20 protein-coding genes and 7 pseudogenes are annotated in these 22,812 nt (G+C 55.0%); 14 read left to right on the top strand and 13 right to left on the bottom strand.

Annotated elements, in window-relative coordinates:
• The first annotated feature begins 178 nt into the window (after positions 1 to 178).
• Positions 179 to 1,102, top strand: coding sequence for an IS5-like element ISSoEn1 family transposase (locus tag SOPEG_RS07525; RefSeq protein WP_025243834.1), 924 nt, complete (start codon positions 179 to 181; stop codon positions 1,100 to 1,102).
• Between the two features lie 62 nt (positions 1,103 to 1,164).
• A pseudogene (locus SOPEG_RS07530) lies at positions 1,165 to 2,089 on the top strand (IS5-like element ISSoEn1 family transposase).
• A gap of 88 nt (positions 2,090 to 2,177) precedes the next feature.
• On the opposite strand, the gene SOPEG_RS07540 reads toward SOPEG_RS07530, so the two are convergent.
• Together SOPEG_RS07540 and SOPEG_RS27250 are read right to left on the bottom strand one after the other, a co-directional pair.
• Complete coding sequence (locus tag SOPEG_RS07540; protein WP_025244030.1) at positions 2,178 to 3,386, bottom strand: IS256-like element ISSoEn2 family transposase; 1,209 nt, start codon at positions 3,384 to 3,386, stop codon at positions 2,178 to 2,180.
• A 95-nt stretch (positions 3,387 to 3,481) separates the two neighbouring features.
• Positions 3,482 to 3,586, bottom strand: a pseudogene (locus tag SOPEG_RS27250) (IS5/IS1182 family transposase); the annotation flags it as partial.
• Between the two features lie 76 nt (positions 3,587 to 3,662).
• On the opposite strand from SOPEG_RS27250, the pseudogene SOPEG_RS07550 reads away from it, so the two are divergent.
• The 5 genes and pseudogenes from SOPEG_RS07550 to SOPEG_RS07565 all read left to right on the top strand — a co-directional run bounded on the left by SOPEG_RS07550 (position 3,663) and on the right by SOPEG_RS07565 (position 8,420).
• A pseudogene (locus tag SOPEG_RS07550) lies at positions 3,663 to 4,750 on the top strand (NADH:flavin oxidoreductase/NADH oxidase).
• Positions 4,751 to 4,914: 164 nt separating this feature from the next.
• Positions 4,915 to 5,838, top strand: a complete 924-nt coding sequence (locus SOPEG_RS07555; protein ID WP_025244887.1) for a Kdo(2)-lipid IV(A) acyltransferase — start codon at positions 4,915 to 4,917, stop codon at positions 5,836 to 5,838.
• Between the two features lie 179 nt (positions 5,839 to 6,017).
• A complete protein-coding gene (gene mdtG, locus SOPEG_RS07560; protein ID WP_025244888.1) occupies positions 6,018 to 7,244 on the top strand; it encodes a multidrug efflux MFS transporter MdtG in 1,227 nt (408 codons plus the stop codon).
• Complete coding sequence (locus tag SOPEG_RS30375) at positions 7,241 to 7,363, top strand: hypothetical protein (protein ID WP_257720372.1); 123 nt, start codon at positions 7,241 to 7,243, stop codon at positions 7,361 to 7,363. Before mdtG ends, SOPEG_RS30375 begins: the two co-directional genes overlap by 4 nt.
• A gap of 676 nt (positions 7,364 to 8,039) precedes the next feature.
• A complete protein-coding gene (locus SOPEG_RS07565) occupies positions 8,040 to 8,420 on the top strand; it encodes a MysB family protein (protein WP_038468426.1) in 381 nt (126 codons plus the stop codon).
• An 85-nt stretch (positions 8,421 to 8,505) separates the two neighbouring features.
• On the opposite strand, the gene SOPEG_RS07570 is transcribed toward SOPEG_RS07565, so the two are convergent.
• From SOPEG_RS07570 to SOPEG_RS07585, 5 genes and pseudogenes are all read right to left on the bottom strand, one after another.
• Positions 8,506 to 8,736 carry a YceK/YidQ family lipoprotein gene (locus SOPEG_RS07570; RefSeq protein ID WP_025244889.1) on the bottom strand — a complete coding sequence of 77 codons (231 nt, stop codon included), beginning with the start codon at positions 8,734 to 8,736 and terminating at the stop codon, positions 8,506 to 8,508.
• Positions 8,737 to 8,825: 89 nt separating this feature from the next.
• Entirely contained in the window at positions 8,826 to 9,203 is a 378-nt protein-coding gene (locus tag SOPEG_RS30545; protein WP_335334074.1) for a hypothetical protein, read from the bottom strand.
• Positions 9,187 to 9,435, bottom strand: a complete 249-nt coding sequence (locus SOPEG_RS30550) for a hypothetical protein (protein ID WP_335334075.1) — start codon at positions 9,433 to 9,435, stop codon at positions 9,187 to 9,189. Before SOPEG_RS30550 ends, SOPEG_RS30545 begins: the two co-directional genes overlap by 17 nt.
• Positions 9,436 to 10,148: 713 nt before the next feature.
• Positions 10,149 to 12,691: pseudogene (mdoH, locus tag SOPEG_RS07580) on the bottom strand (glucans biosynthesis glucosyltransferase MdoH).
• Positions 12,684 to 14,282 carry a glucan biosynthesis protein G gene (locus SOPEG_RS07585; RefSeq protein ID WP_148297015.1) on the bottom strand — a complete coding sequence of 533 codons (1,599 nt, stop codon included), beginning with the start codon at positions 14,280 to 14,282 and terminating at the stop codon, positions 12,684 to 12,686. The pseudogene mdoH and the gene SOPEG_RS07585 overlap by 8 nt, the downstream one beginning before the upstream one ends.
• Before the next feature lie 223 nt (positions 14,283 to 14,505).
• Here SOPEG_RS07585 and SOPEG_RS28205 point away from each other — a divergent pair, with 223 nt between their 5' ends.
• Entirely contained in the window at positions 14,506 to 14,655 is a 150-nt protein-coding gene (locus SOPEG_RS28205; RefSeq protein WP_158382340.1) for a hypothetical protein, read from the top strand.
• Positions 14,656 to 14,804: 149 nt separating this feature from the next.
• Here the strand turns inward: SOPEG_RS28205 and SOPEG_RS07590 are convergent.
• Positions 14,805 to 15,321: pseudogene (locus SOPEG_RS07590) on the bottom strand (O-acetyl-ADP-ribose deacetylase).
• Here SOPEG_RS07590 and SOPEG_RS28495 point away from each other — a divergent pair.
• A complete protein-coding gene (locus SOPEG_RS28495) occupies positions 15,205 to 15,483 on the top strand; it encodes a hypothetical protein (RefSeq protein WP_162149697.1) in 279 nt (92 codons plus the stop codon). The pseudogene SOPEG_RS07590 and the gene SOPEG_RS28495 overlap by 117 nt on opposite strands.
• A gap of 58 nt (positions 15,484 to 15,541) precedes the next feature.
• Positions 15,542 to 16,723 (top strand): beta-glucosidase, encoded by a 1,182-nt coding sequence (locus SOPEG_RS07595; protein WP_200867869.1) that lies wholly within the window; start codon positions 15,542 to 15,544, stop codon positions 16,721 to 16,723.
• 640 nt (positions 16,724 to 17,363) lie between these two features.
• Here the strand turns inward: SOPEG_RS07595 and SOPEG_RS07600 are convergent.
• Genes SOPEG_RS07600 through SOPEG_RS28700 form a run of 3 tightly spaced genes read right to left on the bottom strand, consistent with a single transcriptional unit; the run spans position 17,364 to position 18,305 of the window.
• Positions 17,364 to 17,549 (bottom strand): YodC family protein, encoded by a 186-nt coding sequence (locus SOPEG_RS07600; protein WP_025244892.1) that lies wholly within the window; start codon positions 17,547 to 17,549, stop codon positions 17,364 to 17,366.
• Entirely contained in the window at positions 17,536 to 18,171 is a 636-nt protein-coding gene (locus tag SOPEG_RS07605) for an SDR family NAD(P)-dependent oxidoreductase (protein WP_200867889.1), read from the bottom strand. The genes SOPEG_RS07600 and SOPEG_RS07605 overlap by 14 nt, the downstream gene beginning before the upstream one ends.
• Positions 18,126 to 18,305 (bottom strand): hypothetical protein, encoded by a 180-nt coding sequence (locus tag SOPEG_RS28700; protein ID WP_051419522.1) that lies wholly within the window; start codon positions 18,303 to 18,305, stop codon positions 18,126 to 18,128. The genes SOPEG_RS07605 and SOPEG_RS28700 overlap by 46 nt, the downstream gene beginning before the upstream one ends.
• A 658-nt stretch (positions 18,306 to 18,963) precedes the next feature.
• Here SOPEG_RS28700 and SOPEG_RS22610 point away from each other — a divergent pair.
• Entirely contained in the window at positions 18,964 to 19,221 is a 258-nt protein-coding gene (locus SOPEG_RS22610) for a hypothetical protein (RefSeq protein ID WP_148297017.1), read from the top strand.
• A gap of 172 nt (positions 19,222 to 19,393) precedes the next feature.
• Here the strand turns inward: SOPEG_RS22610 and SOPEG_RS07615 are convergent, their stop codons facing one another.
• Positions 19,394 to 19,645: an HD domain-containing protein gene (locus SOPEG_RS07615; protein WP_025244893.1), complete on the bottom strand. Its 252-nt coding sequence runs from the start codon at positions 19,643 to 19,645 to the stop codon at positions 19,394 to 19,396.
• Positions 19,646 to 20,026: 381 nt separating this feature from the next.
• Here SOPEG_RS07615 and SOPEG_RS24285 point away from each other — a divergent pair.
• Positions 20,027 to 21,236, top strand: a pseudogene (locus SOPEG_RS24285) (IS256 family transposase).
• 53 nt (positions 21,237 to 21,289) lie between these two features.
• Here the strand turns inward: SOPEG_RS24285 and SOPEG_RS07630 are convergent.
• A pseudogene (locus SOPEG_RS07630) lies at positions 21,290 to 21,589 on the bottom strand (DUF1640 domain-containing protein).
• 575 nt (positions 21,590 to 22,164) lie between these two features.
• Here SOPEG_RS07630 and SOPEG_RS22615 point away from each other — a divergent pair.
• Entirely contained in the window at positions 22,165 to 22,596 is a 432-nt protein-coding gene (locus SOPEG_RS22615; protein ID WP_148297018.1) for a hypothetical protein, read from the top strand.
• A gap of 11 nt (positions 22,597 to 22,607) precedes the next feature.
• Positions 22,608 to 22,766, top strand: a complete 159-nt coding sequence (locus tag SOPEG_RS29255; protein ID WP_236851654.1) for a hypothetical protein — start codon at positions 22,608 to 22,610, stop codon at positions 22,764 to 22,766.
• The last annotated feature ends 46 nt before the right edge of the window (positions 22,767 to 22,812 follow it).

Raw genomic sequence — 22,812 nt, forward strand, 5'->3', positions numbered from 1 at the left:
AAACGGTAATCTTATCGGTCGTAATGGTTGTCACGGTTGTCCGATGACGGCTAAAATTTAAGGTAGGGGGGGGGCAAACTGTGATATTTGACATCTGATGGGGGGCTTTGTTGAATAAATCGAACTTTTAGGTGACTGGCGGCTCTGATCACTACATTCGTTTCAACATCAGGTCCCCATGGCAAAGCAAAAGTTTAAAATCACCAACTGGCCCGCATATAACAATGCGCTCAGGCAGCGGGGGGACCTGACAGTATGGCTTGATGAGTCAGCCATTGCTGCATGGACTGAGAGTACACCACCTGAACATCGTGGCCGGCCGCTTCACTACACCGATATGGCCATTACCACGGTTCTGATGATAAAGCGCGTGTTTAACCTTTCGCTCCGGGCGTTACAGGGTTTCGTTGACTCGATTTTTAAACTGATGGGGCTGTCGCTGCGCTGCCCAGATTACTCTCTGGTCAGCCGGCGAGCAAAAACCGTCGACATCAGCATAAAAACGCCAACCCGCGGCGAAATCTCACACCTGGTCATCGATGGCACCGGCCTGAAAATCTTCGGCGAAGGCGAATGGAAAGTCAGGCAGCATGGGGCTGAGAGGCGCAGAGTATGGCGCAAGCTTCATCTGGCAGTAGATAGCGCGACACATGAAATTATCTGTGCCGATTTATCGCTAAGCGGTACGACAGATGCGCAGGCGCTGCCCGGGCTGATTAACCAAACCCACCGGAAAATCAGGGAAGCGTCGGCTGACAGTGCTTACGATACGCGTTACTGTCATGATGCTCTGCTGAGGAAAAAAATAAAGCCGCTTATCCCACCGCGAAGTGGTGCGCAATATTGGCCAGCTCGATACCATGAGCGTAACCATGCGGTGGCAAATCAGCATCTGAGCGGCAATAACGATACCTGGAAAAAGAAAGTAGGTTATCACCGGCGTTCACTGGCTGAAACGGCCATGTTCCGGTTTAAAATACTTCTGGGTGGTCATCTGAGTCTGCATGACTATGACGCGCAGGTAGGTGAGGCTATGGCAATGGTCAAAGCGCTTAACCGGATCACGTTGTTAGGAATGCCAAACAGCGTCCGCATCATGTAACAATCGCCCTGATAGGGAGGAAGTCGTCAAAAATTTCGGATTTATTCAACAAAGCGCTCCCCATGGCAAAGCAAAAGTTTAAAATCACCAACTGGCCCGCATACAACAATGCGCTCAGGCAGCGGGGGGACATGACAGTATGGCTTGATGAGTCAGCCATTGCTGCATGGACTGAGAGTACACCACCTGAACATCGTGGCCGGCCGCTTCACTACACCGATATGGCCATTACCACGGTTCTGATGATAAAGCGCGTGTTTAACCTTTCGCTCCGGGCGTTACAGGGTTTCGTTGACGCGATTTTTAAACTGATGGGGCTGTCGCTGCGCTGCCCAGATTACTCTCTGGTCAGCCGGCGAGCAAAAACCGTCGACATCAGCATAAAAACGCCAACCCGCGGCGAAATCTCACACCTGGTCATCGATGGCACCGGCCTGAAAATCTTCGGCGAATGCGAATGGAAAGTCATGCAGCATGGTGCTGAGAGGCGCAGAGTATGGCGCAAGCTTCATCTAGCAGTAGATAGCGCGACACATGAAATTATCTGTGCCGATTTATCGCTAAGCGGTACGACAGATGCGCAGGCGCTGCCCGGGCTGATTAACCAAACCCACCGGAAAATCAGGGAAGCGTCGGCTGACAGTGCTTACGATACGCGTTACTGTCATGATGCTCTGCTGAAGAAAAAAATAAAGCCGCTTATCCCACCGCGAAGTGGTGCGCAATATTGGCCAACTCGATACCATGAGCGTAACCATGCGGTGGCAAATCAGCATCTGAGCGGCAATTAACGATACCTGGAAAAAGAAAGTAGGTTATCACCGGCGTTCACTGGCTGAAACGGCCATGTTCCGGTTTAAAACACTTCTGGGTGGTCATCTGAGTCTGCATGACTATGACGCGCAGGTAGGTGAGGCTATGGCAATGGTCAAAGCGCTTAACCGGATCACGCTGTTAGGAATGCCAAACAGCGTCCGTATCATGTAACAATCGCCCTGATAGGGAGGAAGTCGTCACAAATTTCGAATTTATTCAACAAAGGACCCTGTACACGATTCTGTGTAAATGCCTTTTCTCAGAAGTGACCGTCCAGGCGGTCACCGAACTCGATAATAAAGCGGCTCATTGCCATGCGCCAGTCCCTCAAAGGCATTGTCCATTTCTGTGAGGCCGCCTGTATCGCCAGCCACACCACCTTTTTCACTGCGTCGTCGGTCGGGAACACCTTGCGCTTTTTGATGGCATGCCGGATCACGCTGTTTAACGACTCGATGGCGTTGGTCGTGTAGATCACCTTGCGGATGTCCGTTGGGTAGGCAAAGAACGTGGCCAGATTGGCCCAGTTTGCCTGCCAGCTTCGACTTATTTGCGGGTAGCGGATGTCCCAGGCACTGGAGAACGCTTCCAGCGCCTGCAAGCCGGCTTCTTCCGTAGGGGCCTGATAGATAGCTTTCAGGTCGCGGGTGACGGCCTTGTAGTCCTTCCAGGAGACGAACCGCAGGCTGTTGCGCACCATATGTACGATACACAGCTGGAGCCGCGCCTCCGGATACACCGCGTTAATAGCGTCAGGGAAACCTTTCAGCCCGTCTACGCAGGCGATAAGGATATCGTTCAGGCCGCGGTTTTTCAGCTCTGTCAGCACGTTCAGCCAGAACTTTGCGCCTTCATTTTCGGCCAGCCACATACCTAGCAACTCTTTCTGGCCTTCGATGTTGATGCCCAGCGCCAGGAACACAGATTTGTTGATGATGCGGCTGTCCTGCCGGACTTTTAGAACGATACAGTCAAGATAAACAATGGGATAGACTGCATCCAGAGGCCGGTTTTGCCATTCGACAACCTGCTCCATGACCGCATCGGTGACCTTTGAGACCAGCGCCGGCGAGACATCGGCGTCATACAGCTCTTTGAACGCGGCGGCGATCTCGCGGGTGGTCATCCCTTTGGCGTACAACGATAAAATCTGGTTATCCATCCCGGTAATCCGGGTCTGGTTCTTCTTCACCAGTTGCGGTTCAAAGGAACCGTCACGATCGCGCGGAGTACGCAGCGCCAGCGGGCCATCGCCAGTGGTAACGGTTTTTGTGGAATAGCCGTTGCGGGCGTTGGTCCCCGGTTTAGGCTGATTTTTATCGTAGCCGAGGTGATGGGTCATTTCGGCATTGAGAGCTGCTTCGACGCTGATTTTTTTCAGCAGCCGATCGAAGTGACTGAGATCTTCAGGGGTTTTGAGATTTTTGGCCAGTTCGTTAGCCAGAGCCTGCAACTGTTTTTCGTCCATAAATTAACCTGTTTTTGATGTTGGATTGAACATATCAAAATCAGGCAAATACACAAATTTCTAAACAGGCTCTCAGGTAGTGTACTCTCAGTTCATGCAGCAATGGCTGACTCATCAAGCCATACTGTCAGGTCCCCCCGCTGCCTGAGCGCATTGTTGTATGCGGGCCAGTTGGTGATTTTAAACTTTTGCTTTGCCATGGGGACCTGATGTTGAAACGAATGTAGTGATCAGAGCCGCCAGTCACCTAAAAGTTCGATTTATTCAACAAAGCCACTGTTTAGCCCTATCGCTCTGGGCAACCTGGAGCTGGAAAACCGTATTGTCATTGCGCCAATGTGCCAATATTCTGCCGATGAAGGGGCAGCACCTCATGGCATACCGTGCATCTCGGGCATTTGGCGCTGTCGGGCGCCGCGCTGTTAATCCTTGAGGCCACCGCGGTCAATCCGGTCGGACGCATCTCCCCGCAGGTTCTGGGATTATGGGACGATCGGACAGAGCAAACCCTGGCCGCGGTGGTCGATACGGTAAAAAAACATTCGCCGATTGCGCTGGGGATCCAGCTGGCCCATGCTGGGCGTAAAGCGTCTACTCAACCGCCCTGGTCCGGCGGAGGCGTTATTGCTGCCGAAAAGGGCGGCTGGGAAACGGTCGCGCCGTCGGTGCTCGCCTATGACGACGCCTCCCCCGCGCCACGCGCGCTGAGTCTCGATGAGATAGCGGCTCTCATAGACGATTTCGTCACCGCGGCCAGACGCGCGCAGCGTATCGGTTTTAATCTCATTGAATTGCATGCCGCCCACGGCTATCTGCTGCATCAGTTTTTATCGCCATTGACGAATCAGCGCGAAGATCGCTACAGCGGCAGCTTGGAAAACCGCATGCGCCTAACGCTTGAGGTGTTTCAGGCCTTGCGTCAGGCGCTACCGTTAACCATGGCGGTAGGGGTGCGCATTTCCGCCACCGACTGGGTTGACGGCGGCTGGGATGAGGCGCAGTCCGTGGCGCTCGGACAGGCGCTGAAAGCAGCCGGCTGCGATTATATTCACGTTTCCAGCGGCGGCCTGTCGCCACAGCAGCGCATCAGCGTCGGCCCCGGCTATCAGGTGCCGTTCGCCAAGAAAATCCGCCAGGAAACCGGTCTTACGACCTTTGCGGTCGGCATGATTACCGAACCGGAGCAGGCGGAGGCGATTATCGCCAACGGCGACGCGGATGCTATCGCGTTGGCCCGCGGTGAGTTATACGATCCGCGCTGGCCCTGGCATGCGGCCGCCAAACTCGGCGCGCAGGTACAGGGGCCGAAGCAATATTGGCGCTGTGAGCCTCATGAAGTGAAGGGGCTATTTCGCCGGACGTAGCGTTATTCACCGCTTATTGCACAAAAAGCGCGCGCCAAGAGGCCGATAATGCCCCGGGCGCGACGCTTTATTCCACCGCGGCAAAAAAAATGCCAGAATATTGCAAGGTATTAACGGCACGAATGAAATACGGGCTGTCCCGTAACGTTCACACTTGAGACGCTATGACCACACTTCCTGTTTTTAATCGTTCATTGCTGCATCCGCGTTTTTGGCTTACCTGGCTGGGTATTGGCGCGCTTTATCTGCTGGTGCTGCTACCTTATCCGCTGCTTTATACTTTGGGGACCCGCCTGGGACGGCTCGCGATGCGCTTTATGCGCCACAGAGAGGCCATTGCGCGCCGGAATTTGCAATTGTGTTTTCCCGCGATGCCGGAACCGAAGCGCGAAGCGCTGCTGCGGCAGAATTTTGAGTCGGTCGGCATGGGGCTTATCGAAACCGGCATCGCCTGGTTTTGGCCTGATTGGCGCATTAAACGTTGGGTCACCGTCAGCGGCCTGGAACATATCGCCAACGCGCGTACCGAAAACAAAGGGGTGCTGCTTATCGGCATGCATTTTCTCACGCTTGAGCTGGGCGCGCGAATTTTCGGTATGTATAACCCCGGCATCGGCGTTTATCGCCCCAACGATAACCCGCTGCTTGACTGGCTCCAGACCTGGGGACGGTTGCGGTCCAATAAATCCATGCTGGACCGCTCCGATATCAAAGGCATGATCCGCGCACTGAAAAACGGCGATATTATCTGGTACGCGCCGGACCACGATTATGGGCCGAAAAGCAGCGTATTCGCGCCGCTGTTCGCCGTTCCCGAGGCCGCGACGACAGCCGGCACTTATCTGTTGGCCAAAATGGCCAAGCCGGCGGTGATCCCCTTTATGCCGCGCCGCCTGCCGCAGGGGCGCGGTTACGAGCTGCTGATTTTGCCTGATGAACGCGGCATGCCGCTCGATAGCGATATCGCCACCGCCAGCTATATGAATAAGGTGGTAGAGCAGGCGATTTTGCGGGCGCCGGACCAATACATGTGGCTGCACCGCCGTTTCAAAACCCGCCCGCCCGGCGAGCCTTCGCTTTACCGCTGATGCCTTGCGCGTCGGCGTCCGCCGGCGCGGTGATTGCGAAAGGCCGCGCAAAAACGAGCGGTGAAATTGCCCCAGCCCCCCTTTCGGCGCATACTGTGCCTCTGACTTAATCTCCCCCGGCGAGAGCGTTTCCAGCCCTGGTGTGTTGTCGACCGCCGTAAATACGTAAACAGGACGTCATGACGCCGGAACCGATCCTTATCAATTGGAAACGCAATCTTTTTGTGACCTGGATAGGCTGCTTTCTCACCGGTGCCGCCTTCAGTCTGGTCATGCCGTTCCTGCCGCTCTATGTTGAGCTGTTGGGGATTTCCTCGCCCGAAAAATTAAATCTTTGGTCCGGCGCGGTCTTCAGTATCACGTTTCTTTTCTCCGCCATCGCATCGCCGATATGGGGCGGTCTTGCTGATCGCAAAGGCCGCAAAGTCATGTTGCTGCGCTCGGCGCTGGGCATGGCCATTGTCATGATGCTAATGGGCCTGGCGCAAAACGTCTGGCAGTTTTTAATCTTGCGCGCGCTGCTCGGGCTGCTTGGCGGCTTCGTGCCTAACGCCAACGCGCTTATCGCCACCCAGGTGCCGCGTAACAAGAGCGGCTGGGCGCTGGGCACGCTGTCCACCGGCGCGGTAAGCGGCGCGCTGATTGGCCCGCTGATCGGGGGGCTTCTGGCGGATCTTTACGGTTTACGACTGATCTTCTTCATTACCGCGCTGGTGCTGTTCATCTGCTTTATTACCACCGTGCTGTTCGTGCAGAAGCGTTTCACCCCCGTGCAAAAAAAAGACATGCTCTCCGGGCGTCAGGTGCTGGCCTCGCTGAAAAATCCGCGTTTGGTGCTGAGTTTGTTTGTCACCACGCTCATCATCCAGGTCTCCACCGGCTCTATCGCGCCGATACTGACGCTGTATGTCCGTGAACTGGCGGGTCATTCGCAGAACCTGGCGTTCATCAGCGGCATGATTGCCGCCGTGCCCGGCATGGCGGCGCTGCTGAGCGCGCCACGCCTGGGTAAGCTCAGCGATCGGGTCGGGCCCGAGCGCATTTTGATTAGCATGATGGCGTTGTCGGTACTGCTGCTGATCCCCATGTCATTCGTGCAATCGCCCTGGCAGTTGGGCGTACTGCGCTTTTTGTTGGGCGCCACCGACGGCGCGCTGCTGCCAGCGATGCAAACCCTGTTGATTTATAACTCTTCCAGCCAAGTCGCGGGCCGTATTTTCAGCTATAGCCAATCATTTCGCGATGTGGGTAACGTCAGCGGGCCGCTCCTCGGCGCCTTTATTTCGGCCAGCTATGGTTTCCGGGCGGTTTTTTTTGTGACGGCGCTGGTGGTAATGGTCAACGTGGTGTATTTCTGGTGGAGCCTGCAGCGCAGCGCGGCACGCATCAGGCTACCTAATGATTGAAGCAAAAAAAGGGCGGCGTGCTAACGCCGCCGCCAAAATCGACCGTCGAAGGGGGGTTGACGACCGTCTGCTGCCGGGACGCCCGCCACTGGGGCGCCCTGAAAATCACGTTGTTTTAGGGCTGAGGCGCGCTTTGTCCGGGCCTAGGCGCGGGTTTTCCACCCCGCTCTTCTCATGCACCCGGTTTATGATCCGGTATCGTCACCACGGCTACCCGCACTTGGTAATGTACGCCGTTCGCCGCAGGCGGCAGTATGCTGTTCAGTTTCTGCAAACTTTCCGTCGGATTATCGCTGGCCATTGAGGCGCAAAACAGTTCATCGCCGTGGCAAAACGCCCGGGCCGCCGTGGGCCCCCCGGGAATGGAGGCAGCGGCATCCCCAGCGGGGGCTGTCCGTATTGCGCCCCCGGAGGCGGTGGCGTATTGCCGGCACCGGCGGTGGTTATCAGGGTAAAGGCCAGTAAAGTGCTGCGTTTCATCATGTTTTTCTCCTCTACATCGGGTTTACTTCTTCACTTTAGCGATTCCCGCCCGCCCCGTGCAGACCTTTGCGAAACCTTTACCCCTTGCCGTAATCTTCTTTGCAAAATCCCGTCGCCGGAAACATTCACGGGGTAATCAGCCGGTTATCGGCCGACTCACCCACGGTCACGCCGTCCGGGGCCGGTTTTTGTTCTTCTAACTACTGTATAGCGGGCGGTACTTGCAACTTTGGCCAGAGCGACAACAATTACTTCTACGCCCGTAATCGGCGTGACGACCTCTGCCCCCCTCATCAGCACAGGAGAGTAACTATGAGCATGTATGCAACTCTGGAAAAAGCGATCGATATCGCCCGCGAGGAGTTTCTGGAAGCGTCAGCCGACAGCAGCAAAGAGGACGAAACCCCGTCAGTGCAACAATTCAGCCTACAGAAATATGTCCTGCAGGACGGAGAGATCATGTGGGAAGCCGAATTTCAAGCTGAAGAAAATGATGCTACCGAGACGATGTCGTTTCGCACCGGCGAAGCCGCACAGGCGATTTTCGATGGTGATTACGATGAAACCGAACTGCGCCTGGAGTGGCAGGAGGAAAATACGCTGCACGAGTGGGACGAGGGCGAATATCAATATGAACCGCCGCTCGATACCGAAGAGGGTAAAGCCGCTTCCGATGAATGGGACGCGATGTGATGTCCCACCCTTCTCGCATCACCCCGCACCGCTAACGCCGCCGTAGCCATTGTGCCGCGACGACGGGAACGGCCGAGCCGGCGGTTTAATCATATGGGCCATGGCGCCAATCCACCGGCAGCAGCAGTGTATCAACCACCATAGACAGGGGTAAGTCAATAATGGTGAGGTATTTCCAGGCCGTGTCGCGCAGATCCCACTGCACGCCCGGATAAAATTGATTGCCGTACCCTTGGCCGGGCACCGTGCAACTGATAATGCTGCCGCAGCCGGTAAGCAGCAGCAGCGCGGCAAACACCAGACAAAATCGTCCCATAGTGGCTTTTATTACCTGATTGAAAACAGCGGTCCTGCGTACGCGCCTTGGGTAAACGATCGTGCCGACACCATGCCGGCACGTTCAGGTTATCGGTCTGTCGCTACCGGCTGCGCCACTTGCGCGTCATTGCCGCGCTGGGTGTGGAAATACGACAGGGTCGCCAGCAGGCAAAACGTGTAGCCAAACAGCTCCGTCCCCTCTTCCACGGCGTTTTTGACGGTACGGATGAAATCATCCGCCAGCAGCGTGTGCCATAGCGTGCCCATGCCCATCAAACGGGCGAACAGTAGCACCGTCAACAGACCGGCGCTCAGCATACCGTAGCTGGGGTGTTTAAAAAAGCCCACCAGTCCGGCCAAGGTACGTTGCGACGCGCGGCCGGCATAGATAAGCGCCACCAGCGTCACCGCCAACGCGAACCACAGCCAACTGCCGTGGCGGATAATATCAAACGCAAAATCCATCTCGCGAATCAACATACACAGAAAAAAGCCGCCAATCAGCGCGCTGCTGTGGCGCAAGGCGGGATTGCGCAATAACAAGCCGTGGTATCACAACAATAGCCAGTAAAATCAGCTCCTGCGCGATTTCCGTCAGCGAAGATTCATGCTCCCCATTATGAAATCCATTAATATCGATAAACAATAATGAAGTCAGCAGCGCGATGACTGCGGCACAAACCAGAAATACACCCAATTTTTTACGACAAACAGCCAATCACTCTGCATGGTATCCTCATACCCTGAATTTTGATCAGGATTTTAACGTCCAACACCCGCCGTCAAGTTACAATAAATGCTGCCGCTCCATGATTTGGCTCCTTATTAGGAACCAAATGGTATATTTGTGGTCCGCCGTTGCGTCAAACCACATACGCCTACGTCACAGCGCGGTGGAAATAACGTTTTTCCCTTCCGCATAAGGTAGGGTGCTCGCCGCGCCTGCGCTTTTACGGGGAGGTCAATGACGTCTCTTTACGTCGCTTTGATAGGGTGTTCGCCCCGTCTACGCTTTAGCGCAAAGGTCACCATGCCCTTCTTTACGCCGCTTGGATAAGATGCCCGACGCGTCGCCTGCGCCCCTGCGCCGGAAAATTGGTGGCGCAGATGGCCCTAAATGCTTCGATGGTGGTTGCCACCCCTCTACATCAGCAAAAAACGTTAATTAGCTCTCTAATTATAGCCTATCCGTGCGCATCCCCGCCTGGCCTATAGAGGGGAGAAGCCGCGAGGTAACCTATCACGGCCTTACCTTACCCTGACGACGGGAAATGGACAGTTCCGTTTTCCTTTCTGATGGAATTACCGCGCTAATGGCAGACACGGCAAGCCGCTTTGGTGCAAAAAAAACCGGACGCGATTAAACGGCCGGGTTCGATTAGGCAGAGTCAGTGGCGGTTGTGTGAGCGTCTAACGCCGCCTGGCGATGACGGGCGCGCGCCAGGCGGCCATGTGCTCCGGTTGCGACCACAACCGCAAGTGCAGCCGGGACAATGTGACCGGATCGCTTAAAACGGCCAGACGCTGCGCGGGCGAAAGTTTCGTCGGTCCCAGGGTCAAGGCCGCGACGAGATGCTCTTGCCGGTTACGCTCGACCAGATCCGAGACGCCATGACGCGCGGTCGCCGCCATGCCCACGGCCAGGGCGTTATAGGCCGGATCCACTACCGCACGGCGGAAGCCGTCCGCCAACATACGGGCGCGGTTGCGCTGCAAATAATTCTCGGTAGCCACCAGTTCCTTTGGCGGCGAATACTCCTCGGGAATAAGAAACAGACCTGCGCGCTGACATCTCAGACCAAGACCTGCCCGGCTGGAATAGACCGACACCCACGGCGACAGGATAAGCGACACCACGATTAGCGAGAGCCACCACAAAAAGCGCAGATCCAGCCAGGCCATGCCGCCGGCCCATACCAGACAGAGCAGCATTTGCGAGCCGTGGCGCTTAAAGGATTCACTCCAGGGCGTCGCGTCGTCGTCACGCTGCGGCGAATTCCACTGCACCGACCAGCCCAGGAAGGCGCTCACCACAAACAGTGTGTGAAACAGCATCCTGACCGGCGCCAACAGCACGGAAAACAGCATTTCCAACAGCATCGAAACGGTCACCCGCAGTACACCGCCGAATTCCCGCGCGCCCTTGGCGATGATCAGAATGACGCTCAACAGTTTGAGCAGGAACAGCAGCACCAGCGTCGTGGAGAATAACGCAATCGCCAGCTCCGGCCGCCATTGAGGCCACACCGGGAAGAGTTGGCGCGGCTGTAGGAAGTACTGCGGCTCCATTAACGTGTGCACCACCTGAAGGGCGGTCGATAGCGCCAGAAACATAAACCACAGCGGCGCCGATAAATATGACATGACGCCGGTCAGGAACACCGCGCGGTGGACCGGATGCATTCCCTTGACCAAAAACAACCTGAAGTTCATCAGGTTACCGTGGCACCAGCGACGATCGCGTTTGAGCTCATCCAACAAATTGGGCGGTAGCTCTTCATAGCTACCGGGCAAATCGTAGGCTATCCAAACTTCCCATACTGCCCGGCGCATCAAGGCCGCTTCCACGAAGTCATGGGACAATATGGAGCCGGCGAAGGCCCCTTCGCCCGGCAGCGGCGCCAGCGCGCAATGCTTGATAAACGGCTCGACGCGGATAATGGCGTTATGGCCCCAGTAGTGGGACTTCCCCAGCTGCCAAAAATGCAGGCCGGCGGTGAATAACGGCCCATAGACCCGGGTCGCGAACTGCTGGCAGCGCGCGTACAGCGTATCCATGCCCGACGCCTTTGGCGCACTTTGAATAATGCCGGCGCGCGGATTGGCTTCCATTAGCCGCACCAAATTGGTCAGGCAATGGCCGCTCATGACGCTGTCGGCGTCCAAAATCACCATATAGGCGTATTGATTACCCCAGCGCCGGCAAAAGTCGTCGATATTACCGATTTTGCGCTTTACCCGCCGGCGGCGGCGATAAAAAATGCGCCCCGTGCCGCCGGTTTCTTCACACAGCTCCATCCAGGCTTTTTGCTCGGCGACACAGATATCGGGATGATAACTGTCGCTGAGAATATAGACGTCGAAGTGATCTATCTGGCCGGTGGCGACCACGGATTCATAGGTCGCGCGCAGACCGGCGTACACCCGCTCCACGTCTTCATTACAGATAGGCATAATCAAGGCGGTGCGATGCGCCGGATTCAGCGGTTCATCGCCGGTGGTACTGACGGAGATGCTGTATTTATCATGGCCAATCAGCAGTTGCCAAAAGCCCATCAGCGCGGTCCAGAAGCCGGCCGACACCCAACAGAACAGGATGGCAAACAAGATGAGGATCCCGCTTTGCAACACATACGGCAGCAACTGCAGCACCGATTGCAGCAGGTCCTGATGGATCATATCCATCGGATCGATAAGCGCCCAGCCCTGGTACGGTAAAATGGTTTTCATGTACCAGGTAGCAATGGCGGTCTGGAACAGCGTCAGCGCCAGCAAAATATAGCGACGGATGGTGCTGACAATCCGCCAGTTACCGTTTTCGCGGGCGACCATTTCCTGCTTATGGCGCGGCGCGCGCGACCTGCCGCGCAGCCCCCCCCCCAGAAGCGAACCAGCGGATTGGTGAACCAGGGTTCAGGAAACATTGTGGTGCGCTTGATGGTCGGCATCGCCTTAATGGCCTTACGCCCGCGGCTATCATTGACCAACAGCTCAGGATGGCGCGCGGTTTGCGACCAGGCCATATGCAAACGGCTTTTTACCGACCGCAGCGCCACATCTTCGTCGGCAAGATTTTCGCCATCCGGCGCCGGGCCATCGCTTAGGGCCTGATGCACGGCATCAGGCGCGTCATCGCCCTGCCCGCGCAGTCTATCGCGCAGGCCGGCCTTTTGCTCGGCGGCAAGCGGCAACGCCTCAACATAGTCGAGGCTGGTGGAGGTAGAATTATTCATTGGCAGGCAGCAGATAGCTCCAGGTTTCGGTCAATGTCTTATCGCCGTTAACCAGTGCGGCACGCATCTCGGTAGGTTGCTTGGTGGCTTTCACCTTAAGACGCAGGGTCAGACGCCAACCGTGGGTAACCGGATTGAAGCGGACGCTGTTTTCGACCACATCGGCATTGTCGCCCACGCTAATCTGGGAAGCGACCGGTGCGGCCGGGTCCAGCTCTTTCAGCGGCTGGCCGACGAAGTCCACTTGAAAGGCGGTCGTGCCGTCCGGCTGACGCGTCAGGTTGGTCTGTTTCACATCCCCCGCAGAACGTAGGGTTTGTTTCACATAGGCGAAATCCGACGAATGGATTTTATCTTCATCGCGGGAGAAGTGCAGCCGATAGGCGACCTCCAGCGGCTGACCGACATCCTGCAATTTCTCCGGCGTCCAAAACGCTACGATATTGTCGTTGGTCTCATCGTTGGTGGGGATTTCTACCAGCTTGACATGCCCTTTGCCCCAATCGCCGCGGGGTTCAACCCAGCCGCTCGGGCGCAAGTCGTAGCGATCGTCCAGATCTTGATACTGGAAGAAGTCGCGCCCGCGCTGTAGCAGCCCGAAACCGCGCGGATTTTCCACCTGGAAAGTGCTCACGGACAGGTGACGGGGGTTATTCAGCGGACGCCAGATCCACTCGCCGTTGCCGGCGTGAATCGATAGGCCGTTGGAGTCGTGCAGCGTGGGACGGAAGTTCATCGTGGTGGCGGGCTGATTCGGCCCGAACAGGAACATGCTGGTGAGCGGCGCCAGCCCCAGTTTCCCGACTTTATCGCGCAAATAAACGCGAGACTGCACATCTACGCTGGTGTCGCGCCCCGGGTAGATGACGAAGCGGTAAGCGCCGGTGGCGCGGAGGGAGTCGAGCAGCGCATACAGCACCAGGTGCTTGTCGTTGGCCTTGGGACGCTCAATCCAGAATTCACGAAAGCGTGGAAACTCTTCCCCGGACGCCAGCGCAGTATCGATCGCCAGACCGCGCGCGGAAAGGCCATAAACTTGTCCTTTACCGATAACACGAAAATAACTGGCGCCCAACATGCTGACAATTTCATCGTTTTTATCGAGCTGATTTATCGGATAGAGGATTTTGAACCCGGCGAAACCGAGGTCCTTCACCGCATCGGGATCGTGATTGACCGATCCGAAGTTGAACATATCCGATGAATATTTGACCTCATTAACGGCGGTCGCCGTCACTTCATTGATTTTCACCGCCTGGTCGAAATACATCCCTTGATGGTAGAACTCGATTTTTAATGGGGTCGGTAAATCGTGCCACAGCGCCTTATCATGATTGAATTGAATTTGCTGATAGTCAGCGAACTTCATTTCGCAAAATTGCGAAGGCACATTGCTTCTTGGCGCTTCATACCCTTTGGCCGCCAGCGCCTGGGCTTGCTTAGCCACATCGTCAATAGAAAATGCCCATGAGGGCAAAGCGTATAGCGTCAACAGCACCGTGTCTCCCAGCCAACGGAGACTCGCTTTGGATGATTTGACGAAGAATTTATTATTTGGCACATCCCCCCCTCTGCTTGTGCTCTTAATCATTTACAGCAATCTTTGATTACTGAAATCACTTGTCCGACAGTATGATACAGTAATGATTCCTCTTATTCGCCTTCCCGGCACCCTGTATTTCAATAGGCTGAAAAACCCACTCTTCGAGTGATAAAAGATAGTCTATAAAAGGGTAAGCCAACAGTTGTCGCCCGGTTTGATTTTACCTGAGCCATCGGGCGGGGGTTAATGCTTTTTTCTCTTTCAGCGGATTATGGGCAAAAAAGCAAATTTTTTAACCCCGACAAATCAGCATATTGCCCTGACCGCGGACGCTAGGGTGCCGATCGGGCCGGATAGCGCCCATGAATCACCGGCACCCGGAAAGATCTTATTACATTTCCTTGCCGGCGATGACCCATAACGCGTTGGCGCCGGGCGTCACCGTACTCGGCACTGAAGGAGCGTCGATTGCTGCCCGGACCCTGGCGCGGTTTATCACCCATTATCCCCGCGTCATTGGGTCGCCTGCCGGCGATTGACCTCAATACCGTTTGACTTGCCGCCGGCGATTTACGCCAGCGCCGTTTGATATAAATGCGCATTTTCCGCATCGAAACAAACAAAAATTACTTGCTGCGGCCAGTCATGGCGCGTCAGGAACGCGCGCACGGCGTCGATGGCGATACGGGCCGCGGCCGGTTTGGGAAAACCGTATACGCCGGTGCTGATATTGGGGAAATCCAAACGGGCCAGACGGTACTCCGCCACGAGCCGAAGGCTATTGTCATAGGCGCTGCGCAACAGCGCCGTTTCATGCTGCCCGCCGCCGCGCCAGACGGGGCCGACGGTGTGGATGATGTGACGCACTCCTAGGCGGCGGCCGCCGGTTATCACCGCCTCCCCCACTGCGCATCCGCCGCGCGCGGCGAATCGCCGCACATTCTTGCACAAGTGCCGGGCCCGTCGCACGATGAATGGCGCCATCGACACCGCCCCCACCCATCAGTCGCTGATTGGCCGCATTGACAATACCCTCGACCGACAGATGGGTAATATCGCCGGTGATGATCTGAATACGCGTGTCCATTATTTCTCCTCTCATCCTCCCGCGTGGAGAACCATTATCCCCTTTGCCGGTCATAAAGTGAACGGCGCGGTAGACCCGCCGCGCTGGCCTAACGCCCTTGTCTGGGCGATCGCAATTCAGGCGTTTTTCGCTCGCGTACCTCTAGGCTGGGTCTACGCTTAAAGGATACGCTTCATTCGGCCCGCACGGCGCAAAACCGTCACGGTTAGGGGGACGCATTATGCAAGATCAAATTATCCATAACCTGCCCGCGATTCACGGCCCTTCACTCTTCCAAAGCTTTTTCCAGGCCAGCTTCGACTGTTCCACCGAATGGCGCGGCGACGGACGCCGGCTCGATATTATTCATTCCAGCGGCCATGAAATGCTGGCGGCGAAAGATTACGCCCAATTGGCCGACTGTCGGCTCACCACCGTGCGCGATGGATTGCGCTGGCACCTTATCGAAACCACGCCCGGCCAGTATGATTGGTCGAGCTTTTTGCCGATGCTACATAGCGCGCAGGCCAACGGACTCCAGGTTATTTGGGATTTGTGCCACTTCGGCTGGCCTGATCATCTGGACATTTGGCAGCCGGCGTTCGTGGACGGTTTTGCCCGCTTCGCCGGCGCCGCCGCGGCGCTGGGGCGCGCTGAAGGGGTAGTGCAACCCATTTATACCCCTATCAATGCGGTTTCATTTTGGAGCTGGGCGGGAGGCGATATGGCGTCCATCGCGCCGATGGCTTCCGGGCAAGGCAAGGCGTTAAAACAGCAGCTGGTTCGCGCCAGCCTGGCCGCCATGGCGGCGCTCCGCGCGGTAGATCCCACAACGCGCTTCCTTCAGCCGGAACCGGTGGTGCATATCAATGCGCCGGCGGGCAAACCGGAGCTGGAACAGGCGGCGGAAGCTTTGCGCCTGCGTCAGTTCGAGGTGTGGGATATGCTCTGCGGCCGGGAAATGCCTGCGCTGGGCGGCGGTGAAGAGTGGCTGGATATCATCGGCGTCGGGTATCGGCCTGGCAATCAATGGTTTTATCACGGTGAGACGATTGCGCTGGATGACGGCCATTACCGCCCCTTTGCGACTATATTGCAGGAGGTGTGGCAACGCTATCAACGCCCGCTCCTCATCGACGAAACGGGTGCGGAAGAGAAGATGCGCGTCCCCTGGGCGCGCTATATTTTTGAACAGGCGGTGCAGGCCCACGTGGCGGTGGAAGGCATTTGCCATTATCCCATCGCCGACTACCGCAGCTGGAGCGAGGAAAAGCACCGGCCTTTCGGTCTGTTGGGTATGCAAGATGTCAACGGCTGCCGTTCAATTTATGAACCGTTGGCGCTGGAGTTGCGCGATCAGCAGATACGCCTGGCGGGCCTGCTAAAGGACGCCGAACCGGGTAATCAGGCGGTTTCCGCCTGACCTGGCGCGGTAGAAGAAGACGTAGGGGGTCGGCGAGTCATCCTCATCCTGTGACCATGGGCTATCCGACCCGCCGTTAAGGCGCCTTTTTATAGCATGACTGGACATCAATAGGATCCGCCGAATGACGGAGATCGTTTAACCAGGCGAGACCGAATAAAACCGTTACGGCGATTAAAATGGATATTAACAAACCGATTAGCAGCAGTAATTTTGTCTCATCAAGTTTGCTGGATTCCATATCTGCTCCTTTCCCTCGCCGATAATCAGATTATCCAGAGTGTCATCAAACTGACAAAGAGGATAAGGGTTCCTGATGCAATCGCCAATACCTCAATGGCAAACTGCGCATCGCTCAATGTCTCGCGATGATATTTTTTGCGACTGATTCGACGGCGTATTTTCACAACACATTTTTCTGATGTAGCAACGGAAACCCAACCGGAGCGGCCGGCGAAAACAGCAAATAAATTAGGTGAATTACAACCTGAATGCAAGGGGAAACGGCGCGCTCAGGCACCGCGCTGCCCAGACGATAGGGCCAAAGTGCGCGGGCTTTAGCGCGTCAATAAGGTGTCAGGCTGGGTGACGCGCTGCGGCCTGCGGCGTGAACCCGCGGCGGCGCATGCTGCGGCTTGGATCAGCAAACGCCGAAATCCCCCTCTTCTTTATACAGGGTCAATTCTTCCGCTCTGAACACCTTACTGTTCTCCTCGCCGAAATCCATCATGCCGCCATAGACTAAGCCATCCTCGATTTTCACCACGCTCATCGCGGGTCCGCCTTTTTTCGGCTGTACGATATCGCCGGTTTCAAATGCCATCATTACCTCCCTCCCGTAGGCTGAGTGCTTGTTTCTCGTCGGGTCGCCGGACAGGCGATATGGCAGCGGCCTGCGGCGTCCAGATCGGTCCCGGCGCTACCCCGTTCACCCGAATGCCTTTGGGAGCCAGGTGATTGGAAAGAGCACGGGTGAAAGAGGTAATCGCGCCCTTGGTCGACGAATAGTCGATAAGATCAGGCCGCCCCTGGTAGGCCGTAATGGAAGCGGTATTGATGATGGTGGCGCCGGATTCCAAATAAGGTAATGCGGACTGACAAAGATAGAACATCGAAAAAATGTTGGTTCGGAATGTTCGCTCCAGTTGTTGGGGCGTGATGGCGCCGAAATCCGCCTGTGGATGCTGCTCGCCGGCCACGTTGACCAAAATGTCCAGCTTGCCGAAGTGCGCCAAGGTCTCATTGACCACCTGCGCGCTAAAACTCACCTCCGCCAAATCGCCACGAATAAGTAACGCCCGCGTGCCATAATACTCTACGGCGCTGCGGGTCTGCTGCGCATCGTTGTCCTCGCTCAGATAGACGATCGCCACGTCCGCCCCCTCTTTTGCGAAAGCGACCGCTACAGCACGGCCGATACCGCTGTCGCCGCCGGTAATAATGGCGATTTTACCCTTAAGTTTGCCCCCGCCCGATAGTCGGGGTCATCATAAACCGGCTGCGGGTCCATCGCGCTTTCTTCACCCGGTTGTGTATGCTGCCGCTGTGCGGGCGGTGCCTGCTGTGGATATTTCTCGCTCATGGGCGCATCCCCTCTTCCTTATCCGTTAGCGTGACTTGAATCATTAGCCTAGAAGCTGCCGTAAGGAGCGTCAAACCGACGAAGTATTAGTTAAACTTATCTTCGGTCTGGTGGTAAATCCGTGGGCAACAGCCAGACCCGTCGACATCGTGGTCTGCCCCGCGCGCAGGACATGCGGCTATCCCTCGCGGCAAAAGGTGAATAAAACGACAAAATCGGGTTATAAATTCGGCAGAAAACGGGATCTGCACCCTCTGTAAGACGAATGACACACCATCCTGACAAATGGCGTGTCATTCTCGGTGAGGTTAGCGCCTGGCGTCGGTGGCCACAAAACAATCTAATTTATTTATAATTAAATGATGACAATAATAATTAACGCAATACTTCATCTTTGCTCATGGATGTAGAGATAATTCGAGCTTGAGGGCAAAGCATCGACGAGCTATTACGGATTTTCTCAGGAGGGCGCCATGTATAGAAGATACTCAACCGATTTTGCAATTGCCAGCCTGGATGCGCAGGGCATCGTCCGGCGCTCGGGCTGGATGGTGGTCTACTGCACTCACCCATCAACCCGCGAATACCTTTGCGCCACGCAGGAATATTTATGCGTGGGCGCGACCCTCCCCCCCCCCATAGCTTTGCCGATAAACCGGTGCTGCCGACCAAGGGCTGGGCGTTGGTGCGCAGCTGCGATGGTCGCTGTTGGCAAACGGTGGTCGATTTGCGCGGTGAAGTGGCGTATTGCAAGGACACCGGCAGCCGGCTAAACATCGATTTTGTGGGCAGCCTACCTACAGGGCTGACCCTACTGGCGCCAACGTCACGCAGCGATATCAGGGATGGGCAAAAGTGGGTCCATCAGGATAATCAGCGCTGCCATTGCGGCACGACCCCCGAAACACCGAATTAATTTTTTCTGCCCCTTGTCGCTACAGCAACCGCCCCGCGCCATGTCAGACCTCCTCGCGGTCGCCTATTTCCGCCGAGATCGGGCGAGCGGTGTCTTGGCGGTGCCGAACGCGGGAAACTAACGCTCTTCGTCATTGAACGCAATCGATTTAGAAAAGAAACGTTAAAAAACTTTACTCTGCCGCCGCGCTCCCTTCCGCTTTATAACCCATACCCAATCTCTCCAGTGTTTCCTTATCCAATTGGTAATATTTCCCTTTTAATTTCGCACATAATTTACTCATAAACGTCACCAGATATTCAGTATTATAGCGGGCCATTTCCTTGCCCAGTTCCGTTTGCATACTGTCAGCCAAGGTCAATAATTTGGTTTGAAAATGATCAAAGGTATAATTGACATCATCCAGCGGCCTGTAGCGATGCAAAATATTCTGGACTAATTTGCAAACAATTCTGGACTCCCTAAAACCCTAAAAAATAGCTATTTTGGACAGTCCAGAATTGGTTACAAAATTTATAGCTAAGGTAGACGTCAATGTAGTTATCGTATCTGTTAAGTTATGCAGCGAGAGATTTCTGCTCCCGATTTAGCCAAACTTCGTCCTGACAACTCCGGTTCCGTGTTTGACCTGACCACAGGTTAGATTACGGATTTTGACGGCCACACAGATCTATTTTCGCTTCTCCAGCGACTCCCCATTTTCTGCGGAGATACAGCTGATTGGGGAGTCACAGAGCCTGTTTAGAAATTTGTGTATTTGCCTGATTTTGATATGTTCAATCCAACATCAAAAACAGGTTAATTTATGGACGAAAAACAGTTGCAGGCTCTGGCTAACGAACTGGCCAAAAATCTCAAAACCCCTGAAGATCTCGGTCACTTCGATCGGCTGCTGAAAAAAATCAGCGTCGAAGCAGCTCTCAATGCCGAAATGACCCATCACCTCGGCTACGATAAAAATCAGCCTAAACCGGGGACCAACGCCCGCAACGGCTATTCCACAAAAACCGTTACCACTGGCGATGGCCCGCTGGCGCTGCATACTCCGCTCGATCGTGACGGTTCCTTTGAACCGCAACTGGTGAAGAAGAACCAGACCCGGATTACCGGGATGGATAACCAGATTTTATCGTTGTACGCTAAAGGGATGACCACCCGCAAGATCGCCGCCGCGTTCAAAGAGCTGTATAACGCCGATGCCTCGCCGGCGCTGGTCTCAAAGGTCACCGATGCGGTCATGGAGCAGGTTGTCGAATGGCAAAACCGGCCTCTGGATGCAGTCTATCCCATTGTTTATCTTGACTGTATCGTTCTAAAAGTCCGGCAGGACAGCCGCATCATCAACAAATCTGTGTTCCTGGCGCTGGGCATCAACATCGAAGGCCAGAAAGAGTTGCTAGTGTATGTGGCTGGCCGAAAATGAAGGCGCAAAGTTCTGGCTGAACGTGCTGACAGAGCTGAAAAACCGCGGCCTGAACGATATCCTTATCGCCTGCGTAGACGGGCTGAAAGGTTTCCATGACGCTATTAACGCGGTGTATCCGGAGGCGCGGCTCCAGCTGTGTATCGTGCATATGGTGCGCAACAGCCTGCGGTTCGTCTCCTGGAAGGACTACAAGGCCGTCACCCGCGACCTGAAAGCTATCTATCAGGCCCCTACGGAAGAAGCCGGCTTGCAGGCGCTGGAAGCGTTCTCCAGTGCCTGGGACATCCGCTACCCGCAAATAAGTCTAAGCTGGCAGGCAAACTGGGCCAATCTGGTCACGTTCTTTGCCTACCCAACGGACATTCGCAAGGTGATCTACACGACCAACGCCATCGAGTCGTTAAACAGCGTGATCCGGCATGCCATCAAAAAGCGCAAGGTGTTCCCGACCGACGACGCAGTGAAAAAGGTGGTGTGGCTGGCGATACAGGCGGCCTCACAGAAATGGACAATGCCTTTGAGGGACTGGCGCATGGCAATGAGCCGCTTTATTATCGAGTTCGGTGACCGCCTGGACGGTCACTTCTGAGAAAAGGCATTTATACAGAATCCGGTACGGGCTCCGCGGGTGTATGGCTGAAGCTATTTCAGCACTTTCAAAATAGCGGTCATGAGGCCAACGGCAGCAATCAGCATCCCTCCGACACGAACCGTCATCTATAATCCCAGCTTATCAAACCTGTTAGCAATATCCTTACGGACATCGGCTATCTCTACGGATAAGTCCTTACGGACATCGTCAAGGTCACGCTTGGTAGCCACACCCGCCACCTCATGAGACTTACGGACGGCAATAGAAATCGCCTTGGCCTGGTCTTTCGGCAACCCGGCGTTTTCCAGTGTCTCAACGAATTCTTGAGTATCAAATGCGACTTGGCCCATGGGGAAGTCCTCCTGTTTATGCCAAGTGTAGCGTATCCACCACATCAACGGAAGGAGTAACACCAATGGCTCCGGCATTTCCAAGCATTTATGGTGCTAACTATTCAACACAAAACGGAAGGTTCTTTCAACGACGAGGCGATATCTGGATACAGATTGAACGATATCTGCCATGTGCCACTGGAGCTCTAAATGAACCGCTTGAGGCAACGGCCCTTCGTTGGCTAAACGAACTGGAGAACGGAACGCTCAAGACCAAACGAGCCATCGGAAGTACGGGAGCTACCAAGACCGCTGTATACAAGCTAACCGAAGGTGGCCTCAAAAATAGTTCACCTATGAAGTTTACAAAGTAATTAACTACATCAACGAAAGGAGTTACCTCCATGAACATGAATGACTTCATTGAAATGTTGCAGGAAAAGTAGGTCCCGTACTCCATTGACGGAGATAAGATTTTCGTCAATGGAAACCTCAATCTCCATGATGCGAGCATTACCAATTTACCGGACAACCTGAGTGTTAGAGGCTGGCTTGATCTCCGCGGTACAAGCATAACCAGCTTGCCGGACAATTTGAGTGTTGATGGCAGCCTTTACCTCCGCGGTGCAAGCATAACCAGTCTACCGAATGGTCTGAGTGTTGGCGGTGATCTTGGTCTCAGCCGCACAGGCATTACCCGCCTACCGGAAAACTTGAGCGTCGGTGGCAGTATTGACCTCTGCTATACGGGCATTTCTAGCTTGCCGGATAACCTTGAAGTTTATGGGTCAATATATTTACAGCCCAACAGAATAACCAACATTGTCTATCGTGAATTCTGGAAACATGACTATTACACGGTTTTTGCTGCTTGGCTAAATGGCGCGTACTGCGTTGTTGTTAACGAAAAGATTTACACATTGAAAGAGTTTGACGGCGAATCAGTAATAGCAGATGTCGAACAGGCGGCGCGGGAATGCGTGGCTGAATTAGAGCAACGCAGGAAAACCGGGGGTGCGGCATGAAGTCCTTTAACGTGAAACAAGTAGAGAAATTCCGTGATGTGTTCCCTGAGCTGACCACGATAGAACAGCTTGAAACGGCGATGCTCTTCTCTCTTGGCCTCTCCAAAAAAGAGATTGCAGCGGCGCGTGATGTTGCTTACATAACGGTTGAAAGATGCTTGATGCAATAAAAAGCAAATTTAATCTTTACTCTTTAAATAATCTGTTTTCTGTCTT

Origin of the sequence: Candidatus Sodalis pierantonius str. SOPE, from assembly GCF_000517405.1 — a bacterium.
In the GTDB taxonomy this organism is placed as follows: Bacteria; Pseudomonadota; Gammaproteobacteria; order Enterobacterales; family Enterobacteriaceae; genus Sodalis_C; species Sodalis_C pierantonii.